Source organism: Amycolatopsis sp. NPDC101161, assembly GCF_044768185.1.
Classification (GTDB): Bacteria; Actinomycetota; Actinomycetes; order Mycobacteriales; family Pseudonocardiaceae; genus Amycolatopsis.
Map to the genome: position 1 here is coordinate 339,842 of NZ_JBIWPI010000003.1, position 19,629 is coordinate 359,470.

Genomic DNA, 19,629 nt, shown 5'->3' on the forward strand with positions numbered 1-19,629 from the left:
TGATTTGACGCCCGAGATGGATGTGGTGGTGAGGCGAGGGTGGCGCATCATCGATGGCGCCGTTTTATTGTCGAGCTGGTACGACGGATACCGCGGTGACAGGTCAACGTTTGCTCAAGTAATGGACTATGAGGCGGCTGTCAATGGCCGCGGAATACCTGATCTTGATCTGAGTAAGATTCGGAACGAGCGAGTGCCTAAGATGTTGCGGCGGGGAATGGCTTTCGCTTGGCGCGCTCTTCACGTGCAACACCATCAATTCTCTGATGTCGAAATGACTGCACACGTATCGATTTCTCCTACGCTTTGTGATGCTGACTGTTTTACGGGAAATGTTACGTTCTGCACAGTGCGACCTGGTGAAAGAGCGTATGTCGATCGAGAGCTCGTTAAGGACGAGATCGTGGCAGCGTTGTTCACGAGAGACTGCGTGATCGACCTCGATTAGTGTCTCATCAAGAAAACGTAGGCATCGCCCTTTTGTCGTGTGGACATCCAGTTCGGTAATCGCGAGGGCTCGCCGTGGAGGCAGACTGGTTGAAATCCAGAGGGGCGGCCAAGGACAAAGTTTGGCGCTGGCGATTCGGGATCGTGCTGGTCGCCGCCCGTAAGTTCGGGCGGGCTCCTGCCCTGACCAAATCTGGCCGTGTCTCCGCCTGCAAAACCCACCGAGCTGAGGTTGCCGTTCACACCCGGAGTCTGCCCCAAGTGGTCGACTACCTTGCCTAACACACCTGGATAATAGCGAGCACTGAGACTGATCAGGGGTGCCGGGCCCGTGATCGGCAATCTGTCACAGCGCGGGGTGTTCGCGGCCGGCGGCTATGCCGCCGCAAGTGAGGCGGTGGGCGATGGCGGCCCCTGTTCTGCGCAGGCAGTGAGCACCGACGGCCCGGCCGGGGCAACGCAGATCAGCTACAGCTACGCGGACACAAAGGCGCGGCCCACGGGGTCTCGCAAATTGTTCACCTACGACGCCGAAAGCCACGTCGCCACCGCGACGGAAGCCGACGGCGCCGCGGGCAGCTACCGCTACTACGCCGACGGCAACCTGCTCGTCACCGCGGTGATGGCGCAACGGCAGCCAGCCGGCCGGGATCAGGTGGGCGAGGACGAGGGCCTTTCCAGGTCGATGCTGTCCGGTTGGCGCTGCCAGCGCCAGGTGAGGCTCGATGCGGGGTTGGGATCGGGCGATGTGGTGCCGGGCATCAGGGCGTCCCTTCGGTCAGTGGGCACCCAGCTGCGGCCGGTGTCGGGATACAGGGCGGTCGGTGAGGATGCGGGGGTGTTCGCGGCCGGCGGCTACGCCGTCGCGGATAGTGGTGGTCAGTTCGTGCCAGTCGAAATCGGCGACGCCGAGGTGGTGGCGGGCAGCATCGGTGAGGTAGTGGGTGATCGCGGCGGCACTGATCCAGCCGTTGCCGTGCAATTCGCCAAGTGCTGCTGCAGCGGCGTAGACGGTGATGCGGCGGTGGCCTTCTTCGGCGGTGGCGACGTTGCGGCACTCGGCGGCGACGGCGGCCTGGACATAGGCGGTAATGCGTCGGCCGGTTGGCGGGTACGGCGGGACCGCCGCGGGTCGAGGCGGCGGGGGCGGTGGGGTGAGTGCGGTGACCAGCCATCCGGGCAGGACAGCGATCGGCAGATCCCAGGTGATGGCATAGGGCACGGGTACGCCGCGGACGACGGCGAGGGAACCGGGTGCGGTGATGAGCGCGCCGGGGCCGCGGGTGTCGATCTGCCAGCCGAGCCCGCGTCCGCGGGCGCCGACGGTGCTGCGCAGCCGCGACCCGGGCGGCCGGGCGAAGTAGCGGTGCTCGCCGCCGCGTGGGGTCGCGACGGTGAACGTATCCACGGGGTCGGGCTCGCCGGCCTGCTGGGCCAGCACCTTGAGGACGTCCCGGCCGTGGGTGTTGCCTTGGCGGGCCAAGGGGATGGGGATGGGTCCGTGGGCGGCGTCGAGGTCGAGCACGAGCAAGCCCGCAGGGCCGCAGGCGATGCCGACGTTGTGCCTCGGGTGGCGGCGCCACCAGCGGCGGATGCGGTCGGGATCGCAGGTGGCTCGCTGCTGCCAGTCGGGGATGGCGGGCCGTTTGCTGCGCGGGGCGAGCGGGAACACCGGCCATCCGCGCTCGGCGGCGCCTAACGCGGCTGCCAGCAGTCCGTTGGTGGCGGTGATGAGCGTCGGGGCAGTCGTGGTGGTCATGGCACCAGCTCGGCCGCGACCGGGGCCGGGACGGGGTCGATGACCAGGGCGGCAGCGTTGTCGGTGCCGCCGTAGTACCGCGCGGCGAGTGTCAGCCGGTTCGCGCACGCGGGCGGGTCGCTGAAGGTGCGGCACGCGCGGGTCAGGGAGGTGTGCGGGACGGGTTTGTGGACGCCGTCGCTGGTGAGGAGAAGCCGGCGGCGGGGCCCGGTTGTGGTGATGTGGCCGAGGGAGTCGTGGTCGGCGGTGGCCACGGAGCTGGTGACGACGTTGTCCCGCCAGCCGGCCAGCTCCTCGAGGTCCTGCGGCCGGTCCCGGTAATGCTCCGCGAGGCTCTCGCGCAGCCGCTGCCCTTCGGTGTGGTCGACGGTGAGCTGGGTGAGGACGTCGGTGTCCGGGTCGTATTCGTAGGCACGGCAGTCCCCGATCCACGCGATGTCCCACCCGGCGCCGTATTCGGGCGGGCGTGGGGCGGCGACGACCATGACGGTGTCGCCGCCGTTGACGGCGGCGAGGGTGCCGGCCGCGGCGAGCAGCCCGGCGACGGCACCGCGGTCGGCGGCGACGTAGGCGGCGGTCGCGGCCGCGCTGCCCGCGGCGTGCGCGGCGAGCGGGTAGTCGCCGATGCCGTCGGCCAAGGCCCAGCCGTGGCGGGTGCCGGTGGTGGAGACGTGCGTGCCGGTGGCGTCGGCCTGATGGGTGCGGCCACCGATACGCAGGGACGTCCCGGGGAGGTAGGTGGGGTGTTCGGCGGCGTAGCGGCGGTGCTGGCGGGCCAGGACGCGGGCGTCGCTGTGGGATTCGGCGATCTCGGCCCAGCCGCAGCGGCAGGTGACGTGAGTCCACTCCGGACCGGGCGGCAGCGGGGCGTAGGGCCAGACGGGATGGTGCCCGCAGGCGTAGGCGCTGGTGCGGTGGATGGTGTCGAAGACCGGCGGAAGGTGCGGATGCATCGAAGGAACTCCGTTCACGCGCGGGGCCGCCGGCGAGCCGGCGGGAGGCGAGGACGACAGGGCGGACAGGAACGGGGCGGGCCCGGCAGTAGTGCGGGCCCGCCCCTGGTGAGGAACCGGGTGCGGTGACGGTCCGGGCTAGCTCGCGGCGGCGATCAGCTCCGCCTCGGCCTCGATTTCCTGCTCGGCCGGCTCCTGACCGGTGCCGTCGGCGTCGTCATCGGTGTGGTCGGTCACCGTGTCGCTCTGGTCGTCCGCGCCCGCGCCCGCGTCATCGACCTCGTCGACCCCGGCGGTGGGGTCGTCGGCGGGGTCCTCCACCGCGGCGTGGTCGGCGTCGTTCTGGGCCTCGGCACCGTCGGCCTCGTCACCGTCGGCGGTCGGGCCGGCGTCGCTGGTGGGATCGGCGACGAGGTCGCCCAGTGCCGCGGCGATGACCTCCTGCTCGGATTCGGGGGCGACGACCTTCCGCTCGACGTCGGAGGCGGGGTAGCCCCAGCCGATGATCGCGGCCATGTACGCCTGCGCGGAGCCCCACGGGTTGCGCCAGGTGTTGCGGGAGAGGTCCGCCTCGATCGCGCAGAGGGTGATAAACAGGTCGTAGAGGGTGGCCTTCCCCGCGGTGGGGGACTTGGCGACCTTGGCGGTCAGGTCGGCGAGCGTGGCCCCCACCGGCAGGCCGATCAGCTTCATGGCCAGCGGGTGGTTGCGCTCGAACGCACGCCGCAGCTCGTAGCCGCCATGGGCCTTCTGCAGCGCGAGGAACAGCTGCGCGCCCTGCGGCGCGGTCTTGCGCTGCACCAGCCCGGCCAGCCACTCGCGGCGCGGGGTCTGCGAGGCGTCCCAGTCCTTGTTGTTTTGGATCACCCACTTGCGGATGATGCGCGCCTTCTGGCGCTCGAGTTCGGCGGCGGCGTGGGCGGCGCGCGCGGCCGCGACCTCATCGGACTGGCCGGCCGTGTCCTCGTCGTCGGACGATTCGCCGTCGACGGAGGTGCCGGTGCTGGTGGACGTGGTGGTGAAGTCCGCGCGGCCGGCCGGGGCGTGGCTGAGGGCGTGACCGCGTGTGAGGAAGTCGGCGCAGCCGTAGACGGCCACCGGGATCTGGTTGCCCTGCTCGTCGTGGTGGTCGGTCTCGATCCAGGCGCCGTGTCCCGGGCAGGACGCGTGGTCCTCGGCGGTCAGCTCGGTGTGGGGCTCGTGTTCGGGGGTGGGGCGCAGCCGGTCCAGCGAGCGTGCGTCCCCGTAGCTGTCGGGCAGGTTCTGGTCGAAGATCGTGACGCCCGCGGTGGTCAGTTCTTCGGTGAGGTCCTCGGTCAGGGCTGCGAGCCGCTGCTTGTCCAGGCGTTCGGTGCGCTTGCGCTCGGCGAGCTGGGCGAAGTTGTTCGGCGCCGTACGCGCGGTGAGGATGAGTTTCTTGGCCGTGTCGGTGTCGCCGGCTTCGTCGAATTCGGCGATGACCGCGGCCTGCAGCAGGTCGAGGTCGTAGCGTTCGGTGGCCTTGAGGGCCAGTTCGCTCTTCCCGGCCTGCAGGACGTTCTCGACGTAGGTCTTGCCCTGCTTGCCCAGCGCGAGCTTGCGGGCGATCCCGGCGGGCTTGAGGTTGAACGCGGCGAGCTGTTTGAGGGCGCGGGCGGTGTCGGCCAGGGTCAGGGACCTGCGCAGGGCGGGGTCGTTCTCGATGAACTGGTTGACGATCCGCTCGATGGTGGCCTTGCGCTCGTCGGCCGGCGGCGGGGTCTTCATCCACACCGGCACCGTGCAGCCGGCTTCGCGGGAGTTGAGGACGCGGCGCTGGCCTTCGGTGACCACGATGGCGCCGGTGTCGTAGTCCCGGTAGCCGTTGACCGCGGTCTTGACGCCGTGGGTCTTGAAGTTCGCCGTGGTGTCCTCGTCGGCTTCGGCGTTGTCGGTGCGCACGTTCTCGGCGAGCAGCACGGTGTGCGGGTCGGCCCGGACGACGGTGTCGATCTCGGCGTCCCACTGCGCGTGCAGCGCGGCGCGGTCCTCATCGGACAGTTCGTCGAGCGGAGTCTCCTCAACGTCGGTCGCGGTCGTGTCGCTGTCGGAGGCGGTGTCCTCGGCGGCGGCACCGCCCAGGTCGTCGGTGGGGAGGCTGGTCGTGGGGAGGTCGGTGTCCGGTGTGGCCGTCGGGTTGTCGGTGTCGCGCTGGGTCGGCAGATCCATCGTGCTGGTCACGAAGGTGCTCCTTCACACGGGCCGGCCGGTCACCGGAAACGATTCCGATGACCGGCCACGAACCCCGCACCACCTGCTTTCTCCATCACCGCGTCGCGGTGGAGAAGGAGCGGAAGGCGGGTGTCCCGGTCGGGACGCACTCGCCCAAGCGGGGCCGCCCGCGTCGGCGGCAAGCCCGCCCCATCTCTGCCCATCCGCCGCCGACGTCGTGATCGGGCGGGCTTCCGCTGACGCCAGGGTCCGCTAGAGTGCGTCGGCCCGACCGGAACACCCGCATTCGCTATCTTTGTGCGGCAACGATTTCCTCATCTTTCCTCCGAGTTCCGCTGCGGCGGGCTTATTCCGCCATCGGGCTCGTGGCCACACGCACCTCTTGTTGCAGCTCACCGCGGAGCCGGATTCCGTAGCAGGCCCAGCATTCCGCTGCGGTGCGAGAGCGTCAGCCAGATGTCGGCGATGTCCGGGTACAGTCGGCCGTCCAGGTCGGCTCGTGTCCAGGCCAGCCGCAGGCACCGCGCAGCGGTCCGGGGAGTGATCCGGCCCTGCCGGATCGCGTCATCCACCTGTTCCACAGCGTTGGAGGGAAGGCCGGTGACGGCTTGTGTGTAGTCGGTCTCGGCGCCGGGTTCCGGTGCGGCACCCCACCGGTGGCGCGCGCGTTCCCGAGCTCGGACGACACCCTCCCGCACCGACTCCAGGGACGGCAGCGACGGATCGGGCTTGGCGACGGTAACCGCTCGGACAAACAGGTCGACGCGGTCGAGCAGCCACAGCGGGATCCAGGCGAAGTAGCGCGCCCGCTGCGCCGGGGTGCAGCGGCAGTCCTCGGCCCGTGCGCTACCGCAGAGGCAGTCCCGGGCGGTGAACACCATGCGCGCCCCGGCCGGGCGCGACCCCGCGCCAGCTGCGTCCGCGATGGACAGCGTGCCGTTCTCCATCGCCGGACGCAGGACCTCGAGAGTCGCGGCGGAGAAGTCGGGGAGGTCTTCGACGGTCAGCACGCCGCGGTGGGCGAGGGTGAGAAGTCCGGGCCGGGTGAACGAGCCGACGATCGAGGCGATCGTGTCAGTGGGGTGCAGAGACGCGGCGGGCGGGCGGGTGTGGCCCCCGTTGTCGGGCAGTGGCTCGCCGGCCAGGGAGTGCAGCCTGTTGACCTCGAGGGTCTCGGTGTCGGAGAGGTCGGCCATCAGCGTCCGGATCAGCCGCGGCAGCAGGAGTACCGGGTCGCCAGGACCCGCGACGTGGAGGGTGTGGTGTCCGCCCGCGGCCGCGACGGCGGCGGCTCGGACCGCCGTGGGCGACAGCTGGGCCCAGGCTTCGGGAGCCCACGACGGGGCTGACTGTCCCCGTACGGCTGATCCGGGAGGTAGGGCCGGGGTGGGATTGCTGCGTAGCCAGCTGATGAGGTCGTCCAGGCCAGCGACGGGGACGATGGTGAGGCCGGGGACGGCGCGTGCGTCGGCGGCATTGGCCGCAGGCACGACCAAGTACGTGAAACCGGCGTCGGCGGCGGCGACGGCGCGGAGCAGGATGTCGGGGACCGGCCGGACGGTGCCGTCGAGGCCGAGTTCGCCGATAAGCGCGGTCGCGGTCAACCGCCGGACCGGCACCGCTCCGGTGACCAGCAGCGCTGCGGCCGCGGCGGCGAGATCGACGTCGGAGCGCGGGTGTGCGGTGGAGGCGGTGAGGTGCACGACCCCGTGGGGCCAGGACAGGCCGCTGTTGCGGATCGCTGCGCGTACCCGGTCGCGGGTCTCGCGCGAGACCGTCGGGTTGAGGCCGTGTACGCGCAGCGCGGCGTCGCCGACGCCGAGGTCGGCGCGGACGTCGATGATCCGGGCCTGGGAATCGTCGAGCGTGACCACACGGGTTAGGGCTTCCATGACATTGTCCTTTCAGGGGAGGAGAAAGGAGCTCCGGCGGCCGCCGGAGTCGGGGGTGTTCGACGGCTGCGTGACAGGGGCGCCGAGCGTCAGTGGCTGGTGTCGGGGTCGGCGTGCGCGGTGTGGTCGGCGGTGATGCGTTCACCGACGAGCGCGGCCAGGGCGAGAGCGTTCTCGACGGTGGCGTCGATGCTGAACCGCACCCGCCGTTGGCGGTCGCGCCAGATCGGCTGCAGCACCTGCGCGGTCGCGAACAGCGGCTGACCGTAGGCCCCGACCGACACGGTGTTCGCCCCGGCTGCCGGGGTGGTGCCGAAGCCCGCGCCGATCGCGGCCAGGACGTTGGAGAGGTCGGCGGCGTCGCAGGCGCGCCGGTGGGCGAGATCCCGGGCGGCGTCGATCAGCTCGACCACGGCGGGGATCAGTCGCCGGGCGAGGTCTTTGCCGACCGCGGCTGCGGGGCGGGCACGGGCCACGGTCACCGATGGCCGGGCCATTCCGGTGGGCTGATGGGGGCTGAGTGCGGAGTCCAGCCAGGCTTCCAGTACCAGGCGGTCGCCCGTGCCGGAGGAGACGGTCACGCTGATCCATCCGCCGTCGGGGCCGATGAGCGCGGCGTCCTCACCGACGCAGCGGGGGGTGGCAGCGCGCCACGGGGCGCCGAGCACGTCGGCGACCGCGTGCAGGTACGGCATCAACTCGTTCGACATCTGCTGTCTCCCTTTTGATCGTGAGGTGTGTCGATCCGGTTCCCGATGCCGCGGTTGCGGCGGGTCGGCGTCCGGGGTGGCACGTCGTGGAGCTGGTGACAGCGCGGACCGGGGCCGCGGCGGCTCCTGCACCTAGGCGGCATTGGCCAGTAGCGGGTGGCCGCCGTGGTCCCGGGCGGCGCTACCGTGGGACTCCGGACGTGCCCGGCCGGTCGTCGCCGGCCGCTGTGGTCGGCGGGGTGCCGGTGCGGCGAGCGGCACGCGCGGCGTCGACGCCAGCCTGCCAGCGGCTCCACCGGCGCCCGGCTTGGCGGGCCTTGAAGTGCGCGATGTTGTTCGCCGGGATCCCGACCGGTGCCGGTCCGAGTACGGCCACCAGGTCGGATTCTTCCTGGGAGTGCCAGCCGGCAGCGGTGATGGACTCTTCGTCGGGGAAGACACCGGCGACCCGATCCGTGTTCGGGTCCAATGTGGAGTCTTGCGTGCCGCCGTAGGAGTAGACCCACCAGAAGTTCCGCGGCGGGTTCGGCTCGACCAGGTCCCGGAACGCGGCGACTTCCTTGGTGTAGGCATAGAATCGAGTTCGTAGACGGGCGCGCATGATCTCCAGCCACGCCGTGAGGTAGGCGCGGGAGTAGAAATCACCGCTGTCGTGGATCCGCACCCACGCGTCGATGAACCGCTTGTGCGACAACTCCTCCAGCATGGCGTGCTGCCAGCCGGACAGGTCGTCCATGGTCCAGCGCAGGTTGTCCTGGTGGCGTGCTTTCACCTGAGGAAACAGGTAGGTGCCGTTGCGGGCGTAGCAGGCCTGCGCGCACACCCCGGCTGAAGGGCAGGCGTTGTAAGAACGGTGCGGTGTACCAATAGCCCGAGGGTGGCAGCTCCTCGGCGGGCGGCAGATGCTCGATCATGCTGTCGGTGGCCGACAGCAGCCGCAGTGCCTCGGCGCGCTCGTCGAGGCGGGCGAGGATTTCAGCGCGTTGAAAGGCCGCCGTGCCCTCCTCAGCGGTGACGCGGGCGAGGCAGCAACGCGAACGCGCTTTCCGCGATCGAGGTCAGGCGGGCAGGACTGTGGCCGTATGCGCCTACGACGTCGGTTCCGCGGATGATGGTCAGCAGGAGGTAGGCGAGGTCCTCGGCATCCGCGTCGGGGTCGATGTCGCCGTTGCGCTGTGCCGCTCGTACACACTCGGCCACCGCCGTCACGAGCACGGAGAAGCAGTCTTTGGCCAGGCGTTTCACCTCGGGGTCGGAGGCACCGATCTCCAGGGCCATTTTGGCGGCGAAGCAGGTTGCTGCCGCGCGGTCGGGGGCGGGGGGTACGTCGTCGGCGAGTGGCACCCCGTGGACGGCGCGGAGCAGGTAGCTGTGCAGTCGTTCCAGGGCGTCCTCGTCCGGTCCGGCGAGCGCCTGCGGCGCAAACTGCGCCATCCGGGCGAAGTATCCGGTCATCGCCTGCAGCAGCACGCCGTGCTTGCCGTCGAATGCGGCATAGAGGCTGCCGCGGCCCATGCCGGTGGCGGCGCTGATGTCGTCGACGCTCGAGCCGTTGTAGCCCGAGGTGCGGAACTGCCGCTCGGCGGCGTGGAGGACGTGGTCGCGGTCGAAGGTTCGTGGTCTTGCCATACCTAGAAGGTAGCGCCGACCTGTCGTAGTTGACAACTCAGTACAGAACCGCCTACGTTTATGACAGTTCGGTACATAACCGCTCTGAGCTTGCCTGATCCGCTTGATCCGAGCTTGCACGACCGTGGCGTCGCGAAGGCGGCTGGGACGTTGAACCCATGACGTTCAGGGCGTAGCACGCAGCTCGGCGCAAGAACGAGCAGTCGATGAAGGCTGCTTCAGAACCAATACTTCGGAGGACCTCATGGCCGCGGTCAGTACGGATAACACCGCACCGGAAGGCTCGATACCCCGTGATTGCTGCTGACGAGACGTTCGACGGCACGTGGCCGTATCCCGCCCGTTTCAGCGAGGCTGCCGGCTTCCGTCAGCATTATGTCGACGAGGGCCCCGAGCGGCCCAGTCAGACGATCGTCATGCTGCACGGCGAGCCCACGTGGGGCTACGAGTGGCGCCACCTGATCGGGCCGCTGTCACGTCACCACCGGGTGGTCGTTCCCTACCACATGGGCTTCGGCAAGAGCGAGACGCCCCAGGTCCGCACGTACGACGCGAGCGAACACATCCTGAACCTCGAATCGTTGCTCGTCGACACGCTCGACCTCACGGCCATCACCCTGGTGGTCCGTGACTGGGGCGGCCCCATCGGCACCGGGTTCGCATTGCGCAATCCCAGCCGGATCTCCCGGATCTTCGCGGTGAACACCGTGCTGCCTCTCGCTGAGAGCATCGACGATCTGATGAAGGCCAACGGCGCGGAGAGCCGGTGGTTCCAATGGGCACAGTCGGCGCTCGCGGACGGTTCGTTCGAGCAGATCCTCGGACAGGCGGGTCACACCATCGCCCAGCTGATGATCGACCTGCAACATGTCGCCCGACCGGAGATCGCCACGCCGACCTGGATCCGCGCGTACTCCAGCCCCTTCCCGACCCCGGCGCAGTGCCGCGGTGTCATCGCGTTCCCCAGGCAGGTCCTGGAGGGCCCGCAGGGCCCGCCGCCCGGCCCGCCGCCCATGGAAGCTGTCGCCGCGGTGCGAGGCCTGCCGGCGATGCTGGCGGTCGGGATGCGCGACACCGCACTGCTGCCCAAGTACGTGATCCCGGCGTTCAAGCTCAGCTACCCCGACGCACCTGTGGTCGAGATCCCGGGCGCCGGCCACTTCCCGACCGAGGACGCTCCCGAGACGCTGCTGGCACTGCTCGAACTGTTCCTGCAGACGTCCACACACACCTGAAGGCCGAACGGTCGTGGCCTTCTCCGGCATGTCAGTACAGAACCGCCTCGATTTCTGACTGTTCAGGCCACAACCATCCTTGGCGACCCCCGCACTGGGCACGACGGCGTCATGCCCACAACCGAAGGAATCACCATGCAGACAGTTCCCCGAGTGGCCCTTGTGACGGGTGCGTCCTCCGGGATCGGGCGGGCGGCAGCGCTTGCCCTCGTGAACGCCGGTTTCGCGGTGGTCGGCACGAGCCGCAACGCGGCGAACGCCGAGCCGCTCGCCGGGGTGACGTTCCTCAATCTCGACGTGGCCAGCGACGAGTCGGTCCGCTCCCTGGTCGAGGAGGTGATCGAGCGGTTCAGCCGGATCGACGTCCTGGTCAACAACGCAGGCGTGGGCGCGGTCGGCGCCGGCGAGGAGAGCTCGATCGACCAGGCCAAGGAGGTCTTCGACGTCAACTTCTTCGGCGTGATTCGGATGTCAAACGCTGTGTTGCCTCACATGCGCGCCCAGGGCAGTGGCCGCGTGGTCAACGTCTCATCGATGATGGGCCGGGTCCCAGCGCCCTTCATGGCCGTCTATGCCGCCACCAAGCATGCGGTCGAGGGCTACTCCGAGTCCGTCGACCATGAGCTTCGCGAGCACGGTGTCCGGATGCTGCTGGTCGAGCCGGCCTACACAAGCACGAGTTTCGAGGCGAGCAGCATGGGACCCGACTCGCCCATGCCGGTCTACGCCGAGCAGCGGGAGGCCTCCCGAGACGTGCTGGCCACGGCCCTGCGCACCGCCGATGACCCGGCCACTGTCGCAAAGGTGATCGTCACGGCCGCCACCGACTCCAAGCCCAAGCTCCGCTACCCCGCCGGATCGATGGCCAAACGCGTCAGCCTCCTGCGCCGAATCGTGCCCTCGCGCACCTTCGACACACAGATCCGCAAGCTCAACCGACTGGCCAGCTGACCCGCAGTACACCCGGCGCCCGAGGAGACGCACATGTCCACCACCAGAGACACCGAAGCCAGCATCAGCATCCCTAGTCCGACCGCTCTCGGAGAAGAGCTGACAAACATGAAGTTCGAACACGTCACCTTCGACCTGCCACACGGCACCTTTCACGCGCTGCAGGGTGGTGATCCCGATGGTCGCCCGACGCTCGTCCTGCACGGCTTCCCGGACCATCCGCCGACCGCGATGCCCTTCCTCGCCGAGCTCGGCCGCCGCGGACGTCGCGTCGTCGCGCCCTGGCTTCGCGGTTACGCGCCGTCCCCGACCGCGGGGCCGTTCGACTTCGCATCCCTCACCAGCGACGTGCTCGCGCTGATCGACCGCTGGTCTCCCGGGCGAGCCGTGGAGTTGATCGGCCACGACTGGGGCGCCCTGATCACCTACGATGCCTGCGTCACCGCGCCGGAGCGGATCGAACGCGCGGTCACGCTCGCCATCCCCCATCCCATCACGTTCCTGACCCGGCCGCGCCCCGCTCAGCTGCGCCGCAGCTGGTACATGGGGCTCTTTCAACTGCCGGGAAGCGGCTGGATGGCCACCGCCCGCGATCTCGCCCTCATCGACCGCCTCTGGCGTCAGTGGTCACCCGGCCTCTCGCTCGATCCAGCTCTCCAGGCGGAGCTGCACGAGCACCTGCGGGCCAGCATGCCCGCGCCCATCAAGTACTACCGGGAGATGCTGCGACCCGGCATGCTCGGGGCGATACGCCGCCTGTCTCAGCCGATCACCGTACCCATGCTGCAACTGCACGGTGCTGACGACGGTTGCTTCCTCCCCCCGCAGGCCGACGACCGGCATCGGTTCGCCGCCCCGCACGCGCGGGAGGTCATCCCCGACGTCGGTCATTTTCTGCACATCGAAGCCCCCGAGACGATCGCGGAGCGGATCGCGGCCTGGGCCAGTAGCGCTCCGGTTACCTCCGCCGGACCCGGGGCGAGCTGACCCGGCATCGCAGCTGTTCCACCACGGCGCGAATCAGAACGACCTTCTAGGCGTGGACTGCGGAGATGACCACGGATCCCTCGCCGACGCCCGACGCCACGCGCGGTCGTCGTCTCCGGCCAGTACCAGACCACCCTCGCCAGTCCTGCTCAGGAATCGCCGCCGGGCATCCAAAGCGGACAGCAGGACATCGCTCAGCTCCCCGAATTTCCACCAGCCGGCGCAGTTCCTCCCCTCCGAACCACAGGATCGTGGTGCCTTCCATGGCCGCGCCCTGGAAGACGGCGCATTGCCCCATCAACATGCCCAGCTCGCCGACGAAGTCACCGGGCTCGATCACAAAGACGACCTGCTCCTCGCGGCGGTCCACGAGGAGCACGCCACCTGCCAGCACGAGGTGCAAGTCGGTGGGTTCACCGGCCTCCCACCGAAACTCGCCGAGCGCGGCGTGCAGTTCCTCGCCGGTTGGCCGCGACAGGTCCAGGGCGTGTTGGCTCAGCACCGGCCATGCCGCCTCTTCGATCTCGTCCAGCCGACGGGACGAGTGGGCCAGCTCCTCCGGCACGGGGAGGGTGCTCTTTCTTCCTTGTCTGGCAGGCGAATCGCTCCGGTCTGCGAGCGTCCTTCTTGGACCCGACCAGCCTGATCGTTGATTTGCGGGAACGACCAGTGGCCCGATGTGCCGATGGCATGGCCGATCGATCGTACTTGACAAATCAGTACAGAACCGCATAGATTTCTGACAGTTCAGTACACAACTGTCCTGGGCTCGTCGGACCGGCTTGGTCCGGGCTTGCGGGACCGTGATGCCGCGAAGCGGCTTGGAGAGTGAACTCATGACACAGGTGACCCAGCGACTGCCCTTCGGCGAGGGCTTCGCGAGCGACGCGCCGGACGAGGGGACCGTCGACGCGGTGGTGATCGGCGGGGGCGCCGCCGGGCTGAACGGTGCGCTGATCCTCGCCCGCTCCCGCCGCTCGGTCGTCGTGATCGACAGCGGCTCCCCGCGCAACGCACCCGCGGAAGCCGTGCACGGCTTCATCGTCTTCGACGGCACCCCGCCGGCCGAGATCCTTCGACGGGGCCGGGAGCAGGTGCGCCAGTACGGCGGACGCGTCGTGCAGGGCGAGGTCGTCTCGGCCGAGCCCGCCGTACCGGCGGCGGACGGGGACCTGCGGTTCACCGTCACCCTGGCCGACGGCCGCAGCATCACCGCTCGCCGCATTCTCGTGGCCACCGGCCTCACGGATGTGCTGCCGGACGTGCCCGGGCTCGCCCAGCACTGGGGGCACAGCGTGGTGCACTGCCCGTACTGCCACGGCTGGGAAGTGCGCGATGAACCCATCGGTGTCCTCGCCACCGGCCCGGCCTCCGTCGGCCACGCATTGCTGTTCCGTCAGCTGACCGAGGACCTGACCTACTTCACCCACGGCACCGATCTGGACGAAGACAGCCGTGCCCGCTTCGCCGCCCGCGGGATCCGCGTCGTCGACACCCCGGTCGCCGAGGTCGTCGACGACGAGGACGGTGCCCTCGCCGGGGTGCGCCTGGCCGACGGCCAGGTCGTGCCCCGCCGCGTGCTCGCGGTCGGCCCGCAGATGCAGGCCCGGACCCGGGGTCTGGAGGGTCTGGGCCTGCCGGTACGGGACCTGCCGAATCCCAACGTGGGCCGTGGTTTCGTCTCCGGCCTGGCCGGGATCACAGAGGTACCGGGGGTGTGGGTGGCCGGTAACGCCACCGATCCGGCCGCCCAGGTCGGAGCCTCAGCGGCGGCCGGTGCGCTGGCCGGCGCCGACATCAACAAGATGCTGGCCATCGCCGACGCCGACGCGGCCCTCCAGGGGACCGCCGAGGTAAGCGTCGGCTAGGGAGGAAGCCGATCTGTTTCCAGCCGGTTTCCGGCCATGCCCGGCAAGCAGGCGGCAGGAGCGTCGCGCCGAGGTCAACGCCGCACTCCTCGGCTTCCTGAACTGCCGACCCACCCCAACCTGATGAAGGACATGACAATGACGGAGCGCAATCCCATTCTGATCACCGGCGCCGGCGGCCAAGTCGGTGGCGTGAGCAGGGTGATGGTCGACATGCTGCTCGAACAGGGCCACCCGGTGCGCGCGTTCGTGCGGCGGGACGACGAACGCGCGCAGTCGCTGCGCGAGGCCGGGGCCGAGGTCTTCGTCGGCGACCTGCTCAAACTCGCGGACGTGACCGCCGCACTGAAGGGTGTCAAGCGTATCTACTTCAGCATGACCCCGCAGCCGTACTACGCCGATGCCCTCACCTTGATGGCCGCGGCGGCGCGAGCCCAGGGCGACATCGAGGCATTCGTGCACCTGTCCAACTACGAGCAGTCGTACATGACGCTCGAGAAGATGACCGCACCGGAGGAGGAGCTGCGTTCCTGGCTCGGTGGACTGGTCACGGACTGGTCACCGCAGCAGCGGGCGCACTGGGTCTGCGAGCGGGTGCTGGACTGGTCCGGCATCCCGACCGTCAACGTGCGTGCGACCCTGTTCGCCGAGAACCCCCATCTGACCTGGATGCTTCTGGGTCCGCTGAGCAACGGTGAACTGCGCCTGCCCTTCGGCAACCAGCGGCTCGCGCCCATCGCCGTTCACGACGTGGCAGAGGTGTGCGTGAAGATTCTGGCCGACCCCGCACCGCACATCTCGAAGTCCTACGAGCTCACCGGCCCGGAGCTGAAGGACATGCACGGGTTCGCTGAGGACTACGCAGCCGTGCTGGGACGCCAGGTCACCTACATCCCCGAGGACGTGGAGGCCTGGAACGAGGCTGTCATCGACGAGACCGTCCTGCAGGAAACGCTGGGCGACCCGGCTGCGGCCCGGCACGTGGCGGCGCACCTGAAGACCCAGACCAGGCTGATCGCCAGCGGGCGGTACGACGTCCTCTCCGACCAACTGGCAACCCTGCTCGGACGCCCGCCGCGGACCATGCGATGGGCGCTGCAGAACAACACGCGCCTGCGCGAACTGGTAGGGGAAAAATGAGTTCCAGCGTCGACCACGGGGCGCCCGCCTCCGGACAGGCTCGGACCTTCGTGGCTCACATGCCGTGCGCTGGTCGTGCTGGTCATGGTCATGCTCGATGCGACCGTCGTGAACATCGCGCGGCCCGAGGCGCAGCGGGACCTCGGTTTCAGCGCCGGCAGCTGGCAGTGGGTCATCATGGGCTACGCGCTGGCGTTCGGCAGCCTGCTGCTGCTCGGCAGCCGGCTCGGTGACCTGCTGGCCCGACGTTCCCTCTTCGTGATCGGCTTGGCCGGTTTCGAGGCCGTCGCGGCCAGCCTCGGCTACTCGCCGATCAAGACCGGTCTGGCGTTCCTGCCGATGGTCGCGGCCGGCGTCGTTTCGTCGGCCACGATATTTTTGCTGGTCCTGCCCAAGCTCGGCCCAAGATCGTCGTCAGCGTCGGCTTCCTGGTCGCGGCAACCGGGATGGCCCTGCTGACCCGGCTCGAGCTGGACAGCACCTACGACACGCACATCATGCCCGGCCTGATCCTGCTGGGCCCCGGCATCGGCGCGGTGATGACCACTGCGATCCAGGGGCGACCTCAGCATCCATCACGAGGACTCGGGCGTCGCCTCGGCGCTGATCAACACCGGACAGTAAATCTGCGACTCCACCAGCACAGCGCTCCTAATCCACCATTGCCTCCTCGGCCACGGCCGACACGTGACTTCGCACAAGCCTGGCGCGCCGGCCGCGGCGCAGGCCGGGGTCGAGGGCTACACGGCCACCCTGCCGTGGGCTCCGGGTTCTTCATGGCCGGTGCGCTGATCGCGGCGTTCCTGAATCCGAATCGGGCCCTGGAGCCGTCCGAGGGCGAGCCCGTGATGGCCCACTGAACCTGGATCCACCGGCTACCTGCTCGGAGAAACCGATCGATTTACCTCGGCTTCCGGCCGTGCTCACCCTGGAGGACAACGATGCGACGCAGCGACTCTCCCGACACGACTTACGCGAACACTTGGACCAACGGCCGCGGCGAGGTGCGGTTCTTCACCCGCTCCGACGGCTCGCGGTTGCGCTACTACACGGTCGGCACCGGGCCGGCCCTCGTCCTGATGCACTCCGTCCGCGGCGAACTGGACTACTTCCAGCGAGTTGTCCCGCAGCTGTGGGACCACTACACGATCTACGCACTGGATCTGCCCGGGATGGGCTGGTCCGACATCGTCCCCGGCGCCCAGTACGAGGATCCGCAGCGGCGCGCCGCGGTGGTCGAATTCGTCCGCGGACTGGACCTGCACGACGTCACCCTGTCCGGCGAATCACTCGGCGGCGCCCTGTCCCTGTCAGCCTCCATCGACCTGAAAGACCGGGTCACCCGGGTCGTGGTGTTGGACAGCTACGACTACCCCAGGGCGGGGAGCGGGGAAACTGGATCTCCCGCGTCATCAGCTCCGGCGTGCGGATGCCCCGTGCAAGGCCCCGTCTTCGCCCCCTAGAGCTGCTGCTCATCTTTCGGGCGATTCTGCGGGGCGGCTACGTCGACAAGACCAAGCTGCCCGATGACTTCATCACCGAGCTACGGGGGAGTGCCCGCAGCACGGGCTACGCCAAGGTGTCCCGCGGGATCTTCCGCAGCCTCAAGGGATTCGACCGGGCCCGCGAGCGTTACCCGCGAGTGTCGGCGCCGGTCACCCTCGTCTACAGCAAGAACGACTGGTCCCGGCCCGCCGAACGCGACCGGGTCGCACTGGCACTGGCCGACGTTCACCGCATCACCGCGCCCCGCACCGGCCACTTCTCCGCGCTGGAGCGCCCCGACACCATGGCTCGGATCCTGCTCGACGCGGCCTCCAACTGACCCGCGACGATCGCCGACAACCACCACCGAAACCCTGCAGGGGGAGTGACATGACCCAGACCGTCGCGCACGTCGTCAACCGCCTCGTCATCGACACCGGGAACACCTTCGACGACGTCCGTCAACGCTACGAATCGCTGGTCCCCAGCATCGATTTCGCCGAACTCGTCGCAGTGATCCAAACCGGTGACCTCAAGCGACTACAGGCCTACACCGCCGAACACACGCCGCATTCGTTTGCCATCTACGCGACGCTGGACCCGATGCCAGTGATGGGTCTGTCGGGACATCAGCGGCGCGCCATCACCTACCTGATGGGCAACAACGTCATCGCGGAAACCATGTTCCGACACGACCCCGGCATCATCCTGTACGCCCCGCTGCGCACCGCGATCTACGAAGCCACCCCCAGCCACGCGCAGTTCAGCATCGACCAGCCGTCGACCAGGTTCACCAGCTTCGACGAGCCCCGCATCGCCGAGGTCGGAGCACAACTCGACGCCAAGCTCGCGGAACTGCTCCGTCTCATGTCGCTACCGGTACCGCCGGAGCTGATCACGGTTTAGACCGGCGACGCCGGCGCCTACTTTGCCACGCCGGCACCCCAGGACACCACGAGGAACGGACGGCTTCCGCGCTGGTTCTCGAGCGAGAACAGTGCCGGCTCGGTCATCGCGGCCCTCGCCTGTGGCGGACGCCGTTACGAGCAAGTGCGGTCGCCGCCCGGCCCGGTTGCCCGGGTTCGCACCTTGCGCGGCCCGGCGGCGACACCAGCCGCGGTATCGCCTGCGTCGTCGGCAAATGCGGTAGCGGGCACCGGAGGATGGCGGTGTTGTAGGCGATGGCGACGGCGTGCGCGCGGTTGCGGGCCTTCAGCTTGGCGAGGATGTTCTTCACGTGGGTACGGATGGTCTCGTGTGACCGGAACTGCTTGAGCGCGATCTGGATGTTGCTCAGGCCGCGTGCGACGTCGTCGAGGACTTCCCGTTCGGTAGCGGTCAGTGTGGCTGGCTGGGGCATGCTCGGACATCCGATGGCAGGTGGTTTGGCGAGGCGAGGGGGCTGGCCGGGCAGCGCGGCGCGTGCGCTGACCCGGCCAGCCCCGAACCGGGAGCCGGCTCGCCCGGGGGAAGGCGTGCCGCTCGGGGATTCCCGGTTCATTCAGGTGGCCTCGCGTGGGGTGGTGTGCGGACGACGCCGGTCACCCAGGTCCCGCCGTGGCGCCGGTCAAGGCCCCGCGCCTGCGGCCGGGTCGTCGATTCGTCGAGGTGTGGCCTTGACCGGTGTCGCGGGACCTGGTCGCGTGATCGAGGCCGCACGACACCGCGAGGTCACGCGTGGCCGGGAGCCACGGCATCGGGCGCGGGCTCGCGATCGCGATCGGCCGTCCATGCGATGAGGGCGGCGGCGTGGACGGAGTCGTAGCGGGGCTGCTCGTCGTCGGGCAGGTCGGGACGGAGCACAGATCCGCTGAGGGTGTGGGGTTCGTGGTAGTCGAGGACGCCGGCGGTGACGCGGCGGACGGTCTCGACGGCGTGGCCGTCGACACGCACCGTCCAGGTGTGATCGAACCGGTACGCCGCGCGGGCCAGCGCGGTGCGCGGGTGGTGCTCGGGGTAGCGGTAGGCGGCCCACCAGTTGGTAACGGAGCAGTCGATGACGTGGTCGCCGGCGTTGACGATCGCGGTGACCGTGTCACGGGCCAGCGCCGGGCCGACGAGGTCGGCCAGCATCGTGAACGCATCCCGCGCCTGCCTGATCGCGGCCAACACCGGTGCGGCCTGCTCCCGCAGCGCCGTCGCGTTCATGTGCCCGAGTTCGGTGTTGCTGTCGGCGTAGGCACGCTCGTCGGTGAACCCGCGGATCCAGCGAGGGGCGAGCGCGTCCAGGAAGGCGATGCAGTCGTGGCAGCGGTAGATGCTCGGGCGCGACACGGCGATCGAGATTCCGTGACCGGTGTTCGTGCAGCCGTCGGTGCCGCACGCTATCGGCGGGATGGTGCTGGTGCTCATGGCACAAGTCCGTTCGTGAGCCGGAACAGCG

The 19,629-nt window shown here is 69.1% G+C and carries 19 protein-coding genes; 9 read left to right on the plus strand and 10 right to left on the minus strand.

The window, feature by feature from the left end:
* Window positions 1–1,225: 1,225 nt before the first annotated feature.
* The 7 genes from ACIRSS_RS23380 to ACIRSS_RS23410 form a co-directional block, all read right to left on the minus strand.
* Window positions 1,226–2,206: a bifunctional DNA primase/polymerase gene (locus ACIRSS_RS23380; protein WP_400898223.1), complete on the minus strand. Its 981-nt coding sequence runs from the start codon at window positions 2,204–2,206 to the stop codon at window positions 1,226–1,228.
* Complete coding sequence (locus tag ACIRSS_RS23385) at window positions 2,203–3,159, minus strand: PP2C family protein-serine/threonine phosphatase (protein ID WP_400898225.1); 957 nt, start codon at window positions 3,157–3,159, stop codon at window positions 2,203–2,205. The genes ACIRSS_RS23380 and ACIRSS_RS23385 overlap by 4 nt, the downstream gene beginning before the upstream one ends.
* A 138-nt stretch (window positions 3,160–3,297) precedes the next feature.
* Complete coding sequence (locus ACIRSS_RS23390) at window positions 3,298–5,358, minus strand: hypothetical protein (RefSeq protein ID WP_400898227.1); 2,061 nt, start codon at window positions 5,356–5,358, stop codon at window positions 3,298–3,300.
* Window positions 5,359–5,741: 383 nt separating this feature from the next.
* Entirely contained in the window at window positions 5,742–7,241 is a 1,500-nt protein-coding gene (locus tag ACIRSS_RS23395; RefSeq protein WP_400898229.1) for an ATP-binding protein, read from the minus strand.
* An 89-nt stretch (window positions 7,242–7,330) separates the two neighbouring features.
* Window positions 7,331–7,951, minus strand: coding sequence for a hypothetical protein (locus ACIRSS_RS23400; RefSeq protein WP_400898231.1), 621 nt, complete (start codon window positions 7,949–7,951; stop codon window positions 7,331–7,333).
* Window positions 7,952–8,132: 181 nt separating this feature from the next.
* Complete coding sequence (locus ACIRSS_RS23405) at window positions 8,133–8,774, minus strand: hypothetical protein (protein WP_400898233.1); 642 nt, start codon at window positions 8,772–8,774, stop codon at window positions 8,133–8,135.
* A gap of 182 nt (window positions 8,775–8,956) precedes the next feature.
* Window positions 8,957–9,580, minus strand: a complete 624-nt coding sequence (locus ACIRSS_RS23410; RefSeq protein WP_400898235.1) for a TetR/AcrR family transcriptional regulator — start codon at window positions 9,578–9,580, stop codon at window positions 8,957–8,959.
* A gap of 293 nt (window positions 9,581–9,873) precedes the next feature.
* Here ACIRSS_RS23410 and ACIRSS_RS23415 point away from each other — a divergent pair, with 293 nt between their 5' ends.
* The 3 genes from ACIRSS_RS23415 to ACIRSS_RS23425 all read left to right on the plus strand — a co-directional run bounded on the left by ACIRSS_RS23415 (window position 9,874) and on the right by ACIRSS_RS23425 (window position 12,753).
* On the plus strand, window positions 9,874–10,815 hold the full coding sequence (locus ACIRSS_RS23415; protein WP_400898237.1) for an alpha/beta fold hydrolase: 942 nt from the start codon (window positions 9,874–9,876) through the stop codon (window positions 10,813–10,815).
* A gap of 153 nt (window positions 10,816–10,968) precedes the next feature.
* Complete coding sequence (locus tag ACIRSS_RS23420; RefSeq protein ID WP_400898239.1) at window positions 10,969–11,766, plus strand: oxidoreductase; 798 nt, start codon at window positions 10,969–10,971, stop codon at window positions 11,764–11,766.
* 33 nt (window positions 11,767–11,799) lie between these two features.
* The gene (locus ACIRSS_RS23425) at window positions 11,800–12,753 is read left to right on the plus strand and encodes an alpha/beta fold hydrolase (protein ID WP_400898241.1); all 954 of its coding nucleotides are present in this window, start codon (window positions 11,800–11,802) and stop codon (window positions 12,751–12,753) included.
* A 46-nt stretch (window positions 12,754–12,799) separates the two neighbouring features.
* Here the strand turns inward: ACIRSS_RS23425 and ACIRSS_RS23430 are convergent, their stop codons facing one another.
* The gene (locus ACIRSS_RS23430; protein WP_400898243.1) at window positions 12,800–13,318 is read right to left on the minus strand and encodes a cyclic nucleotide-binding domain-containing protein; all 519 of its coding nucleotides are present in this window, start codon (window positions 13,316–13,318) and stop codon (window positions 12,800–12,802) included.
* Between the two features lie 271 nt (window positions 13,319–13,589).
* Here ACIRSS_RS23430 and ACIRSS_RS23435 point away from each other — a divergent pair, with 271 nt between their 5' ends.
* The 6 genes from ACIRSS_RS23435 to ACIRSS_RS23460 all read left to right on the plus strand — a co-directional run bounded on the left by ACIRSS_RS23435 (window position 13,590) and on the right by ACIRSS_RS23460 (window position 18,152).
* Window positions 13,590–14,621, plus strand: a complete 1,032-nt coding sequence (locus tag ACIRSS_RS23435; RefSeq protein ID WP_400898245.1) for an NAD(P)/FAD-dependent oxidoreductase — start codon at window positions 13,590–13,592, stop codon at window positions 14,619–14,621.
* A 36-nt stretch (window positions 14,622–14,657) separates the two neighbouring features.
* Window positions 14,658–15,761, plus strand: a complete 1,104-nt coding sequence (locus ACIRSS_RS23440; RefSeq protein ID WP_400898247.1) for an NAD(P)H-binding protein — start codon at window positions 14,658–14,660, stop codon at window positions 15,759–15,761.
* Between the two features lie 84 nt (window positions 15,762–15,845).
* Window positions 15,846–16,220, plus strand: a complete 375-nt coding sequence (locus ACIRSS_RS23445) for a hypothetical protein (RefSeq protein WP_400898249.1) — start codon at window positions 15,846–15,848, stop codon at window positions 16,218–16,220.
* A 482-nt stretch (window positions 16,221–16,702) separates the two neighbouring features.
* Window positions 16,703–17,224 (plus strand): alpha/beta fold hydrolase, encoded by a 522-nt coding sequence (locus tag ACIRSS_RS23450; protein ID WP_400898250.1) that lies wholly within the window; start codon window positions 16,703–16,705, stop codon window positions 17,222–17,224.
* A complete protein-coding gene (locus tag ACIRSS_RS23455) occupies window positions 17,185–17,586 on the plus strand; it encodes an alpha/beta fold hydrolase (RefSeq protein WP_400898253.1) in 402 nt (133 codons plus the stop codon). The genes ACIRSS_RS23450 and ACIRSS_RS23455 overlap by 40 nt, the downstream gene beginning before the upstream one ends.
* A gap of 50 nt (window positions 17,587–17,636) precedes the next feature.
* Entirely contained in the window at window positions 17,637–18,152 is a 516-nt protein-coding gene (locus ACIRSS_RS23460) for a hypothetical protein (RefSeq protein ID WP_400898255.1), read from the plus strand.
* 103 nt (window positions 18,153–18,255) lie between these two features.
* Here ACIRSS_RS23460 and ACIRSS_RS23465 read toward each other — a convergent pair whose 3' ends face one another.
* Window positions 18,256–18,606: a helix-turn-helix transcriptional regulator gene (locus tag ACIRSS_RS23465; protein WP_400898257.1), complete on the minus strand. Its 351-nt coding sequence runs from the start codon at window positions 18,604–18,606 to the stop codon at window positions 18,256–18,258.
* A 311-nt stretch (window positions 18,607–18,917) separates the two neighbouring features.
* Window positions 18,918–19,598: a hypothetical protein gene (locus ACIRSS_RS23470; RefSeq protein WP_400898259.1), complete on the minus strand. Its 681-nt coding sequence runs from the start codon at window positions 19,596–19,598 to the stop codon at window positions 18,918–18,920.
* Window positions 19,599–19,629 lie beyond the last annotated feature (31 nt).

What these genes read in the sequence shown, in the direction of transcription:
- ACIRSS_RS23380 (WP_400898223.1), bottom strand. Translation starts at nt 2,206, where the DNA reads ATGACCACCACGACTGCCCCGACGCTCATCACCGCCACCAACGGACTG.
- ACIRSS_RS23385 (WP_400898225.1), bottom strand. Translation starts at nt 3,159, where the DNA reads ATGCATCCGCACCTTCCGCCGGTCTTCGACACCATCCACCGCACCAGC.
- ACIRSS_RS23395 (WP_400898229.1), bottom strand. Translation starts at nt 7,241, where the DNA reads ATGGAAGCCCTAACCCGTGTGGTCACGCTCGACGATTCCCAGGCCCGG.
- ACIRSS_RS23400 (WP_400898231.1), bottom strand. Translation starts at nt 7,951, where the DNA reads ATGTCGAACGAGTTGATGCCGTACCTGCACGCGGTCGCCGACGTGCTC.
- ACIRSS_RS23410 (WP_400898235.1), bottom strand. Translation starts at nt 9,580, where the DNA reads ATGGCAAGACCACGAACCTTCGACCGCGACCACGTCCTCCACGCCGCC.
- ACIRSS_RS23425 (WP_400898241.1), top strand. Translation starts at nt 11,800, where the DNA reads ATGTCCACCACCAGAGACACCGAAGCCAGCATCAGCATCCCTAGTCCG.
- ACIRSS_RS23435 (WP_400898245.1), top strand. Translation starts at nt 13,590, where the DNA reads ATGACACAGGTGACCCAGCGACTGCCCTTCGGCGAGGGCTTCGCGAGC.
- ACIRSS_RS23440 (WP_400898247.1), top strand. Translation starts at nt 14,658, where the DNA reads ATGCCCGGCAAGCAGGCGGCAGGAGCGTCGCGCCGAGGTCAACGCCGC.
- ACIRSS_RS23445 (WP_400898249.1), top strand. Translation starts at nt 15,846, where the DNA reads ATGGTCATGCTCGATGCGACCGTCGTGAACATCGCGCGGCCCGAGGCG.
- ACIRSS_RS23450 (WP_400898250.1), top strand. Translation starts at nt 16,703, where the DNA reads ATGCGACGCAGCGACTCTCCCGACACGACTTACGCGAACACTTGGACC.
- ACIRSS_RS23460 (WP_400898255.1), top strand. Translation starts at nt 17,637, where the DNA reads ATGACCCAGACCGTCGCGCACGTCGTCAACCGCCTCGTCATCGACACC.
- ACIRSS_RS23465 (WP_400898257.1), bottom strand. Translation starts at nt 18,606, where the DNA reads ATGCCCCAGCCAGCCACACTGACCGCTACCGAACGGGAAGTCCTCGAC.
- ACIRSS_RS23470 (WP_400898259.1), bottom strand. Translation starts at nt 19,598, where the DNA reads ATGAGCACCAGCACCATCCCGCCGATAGCGTGCGGCACCGACGGCTGC.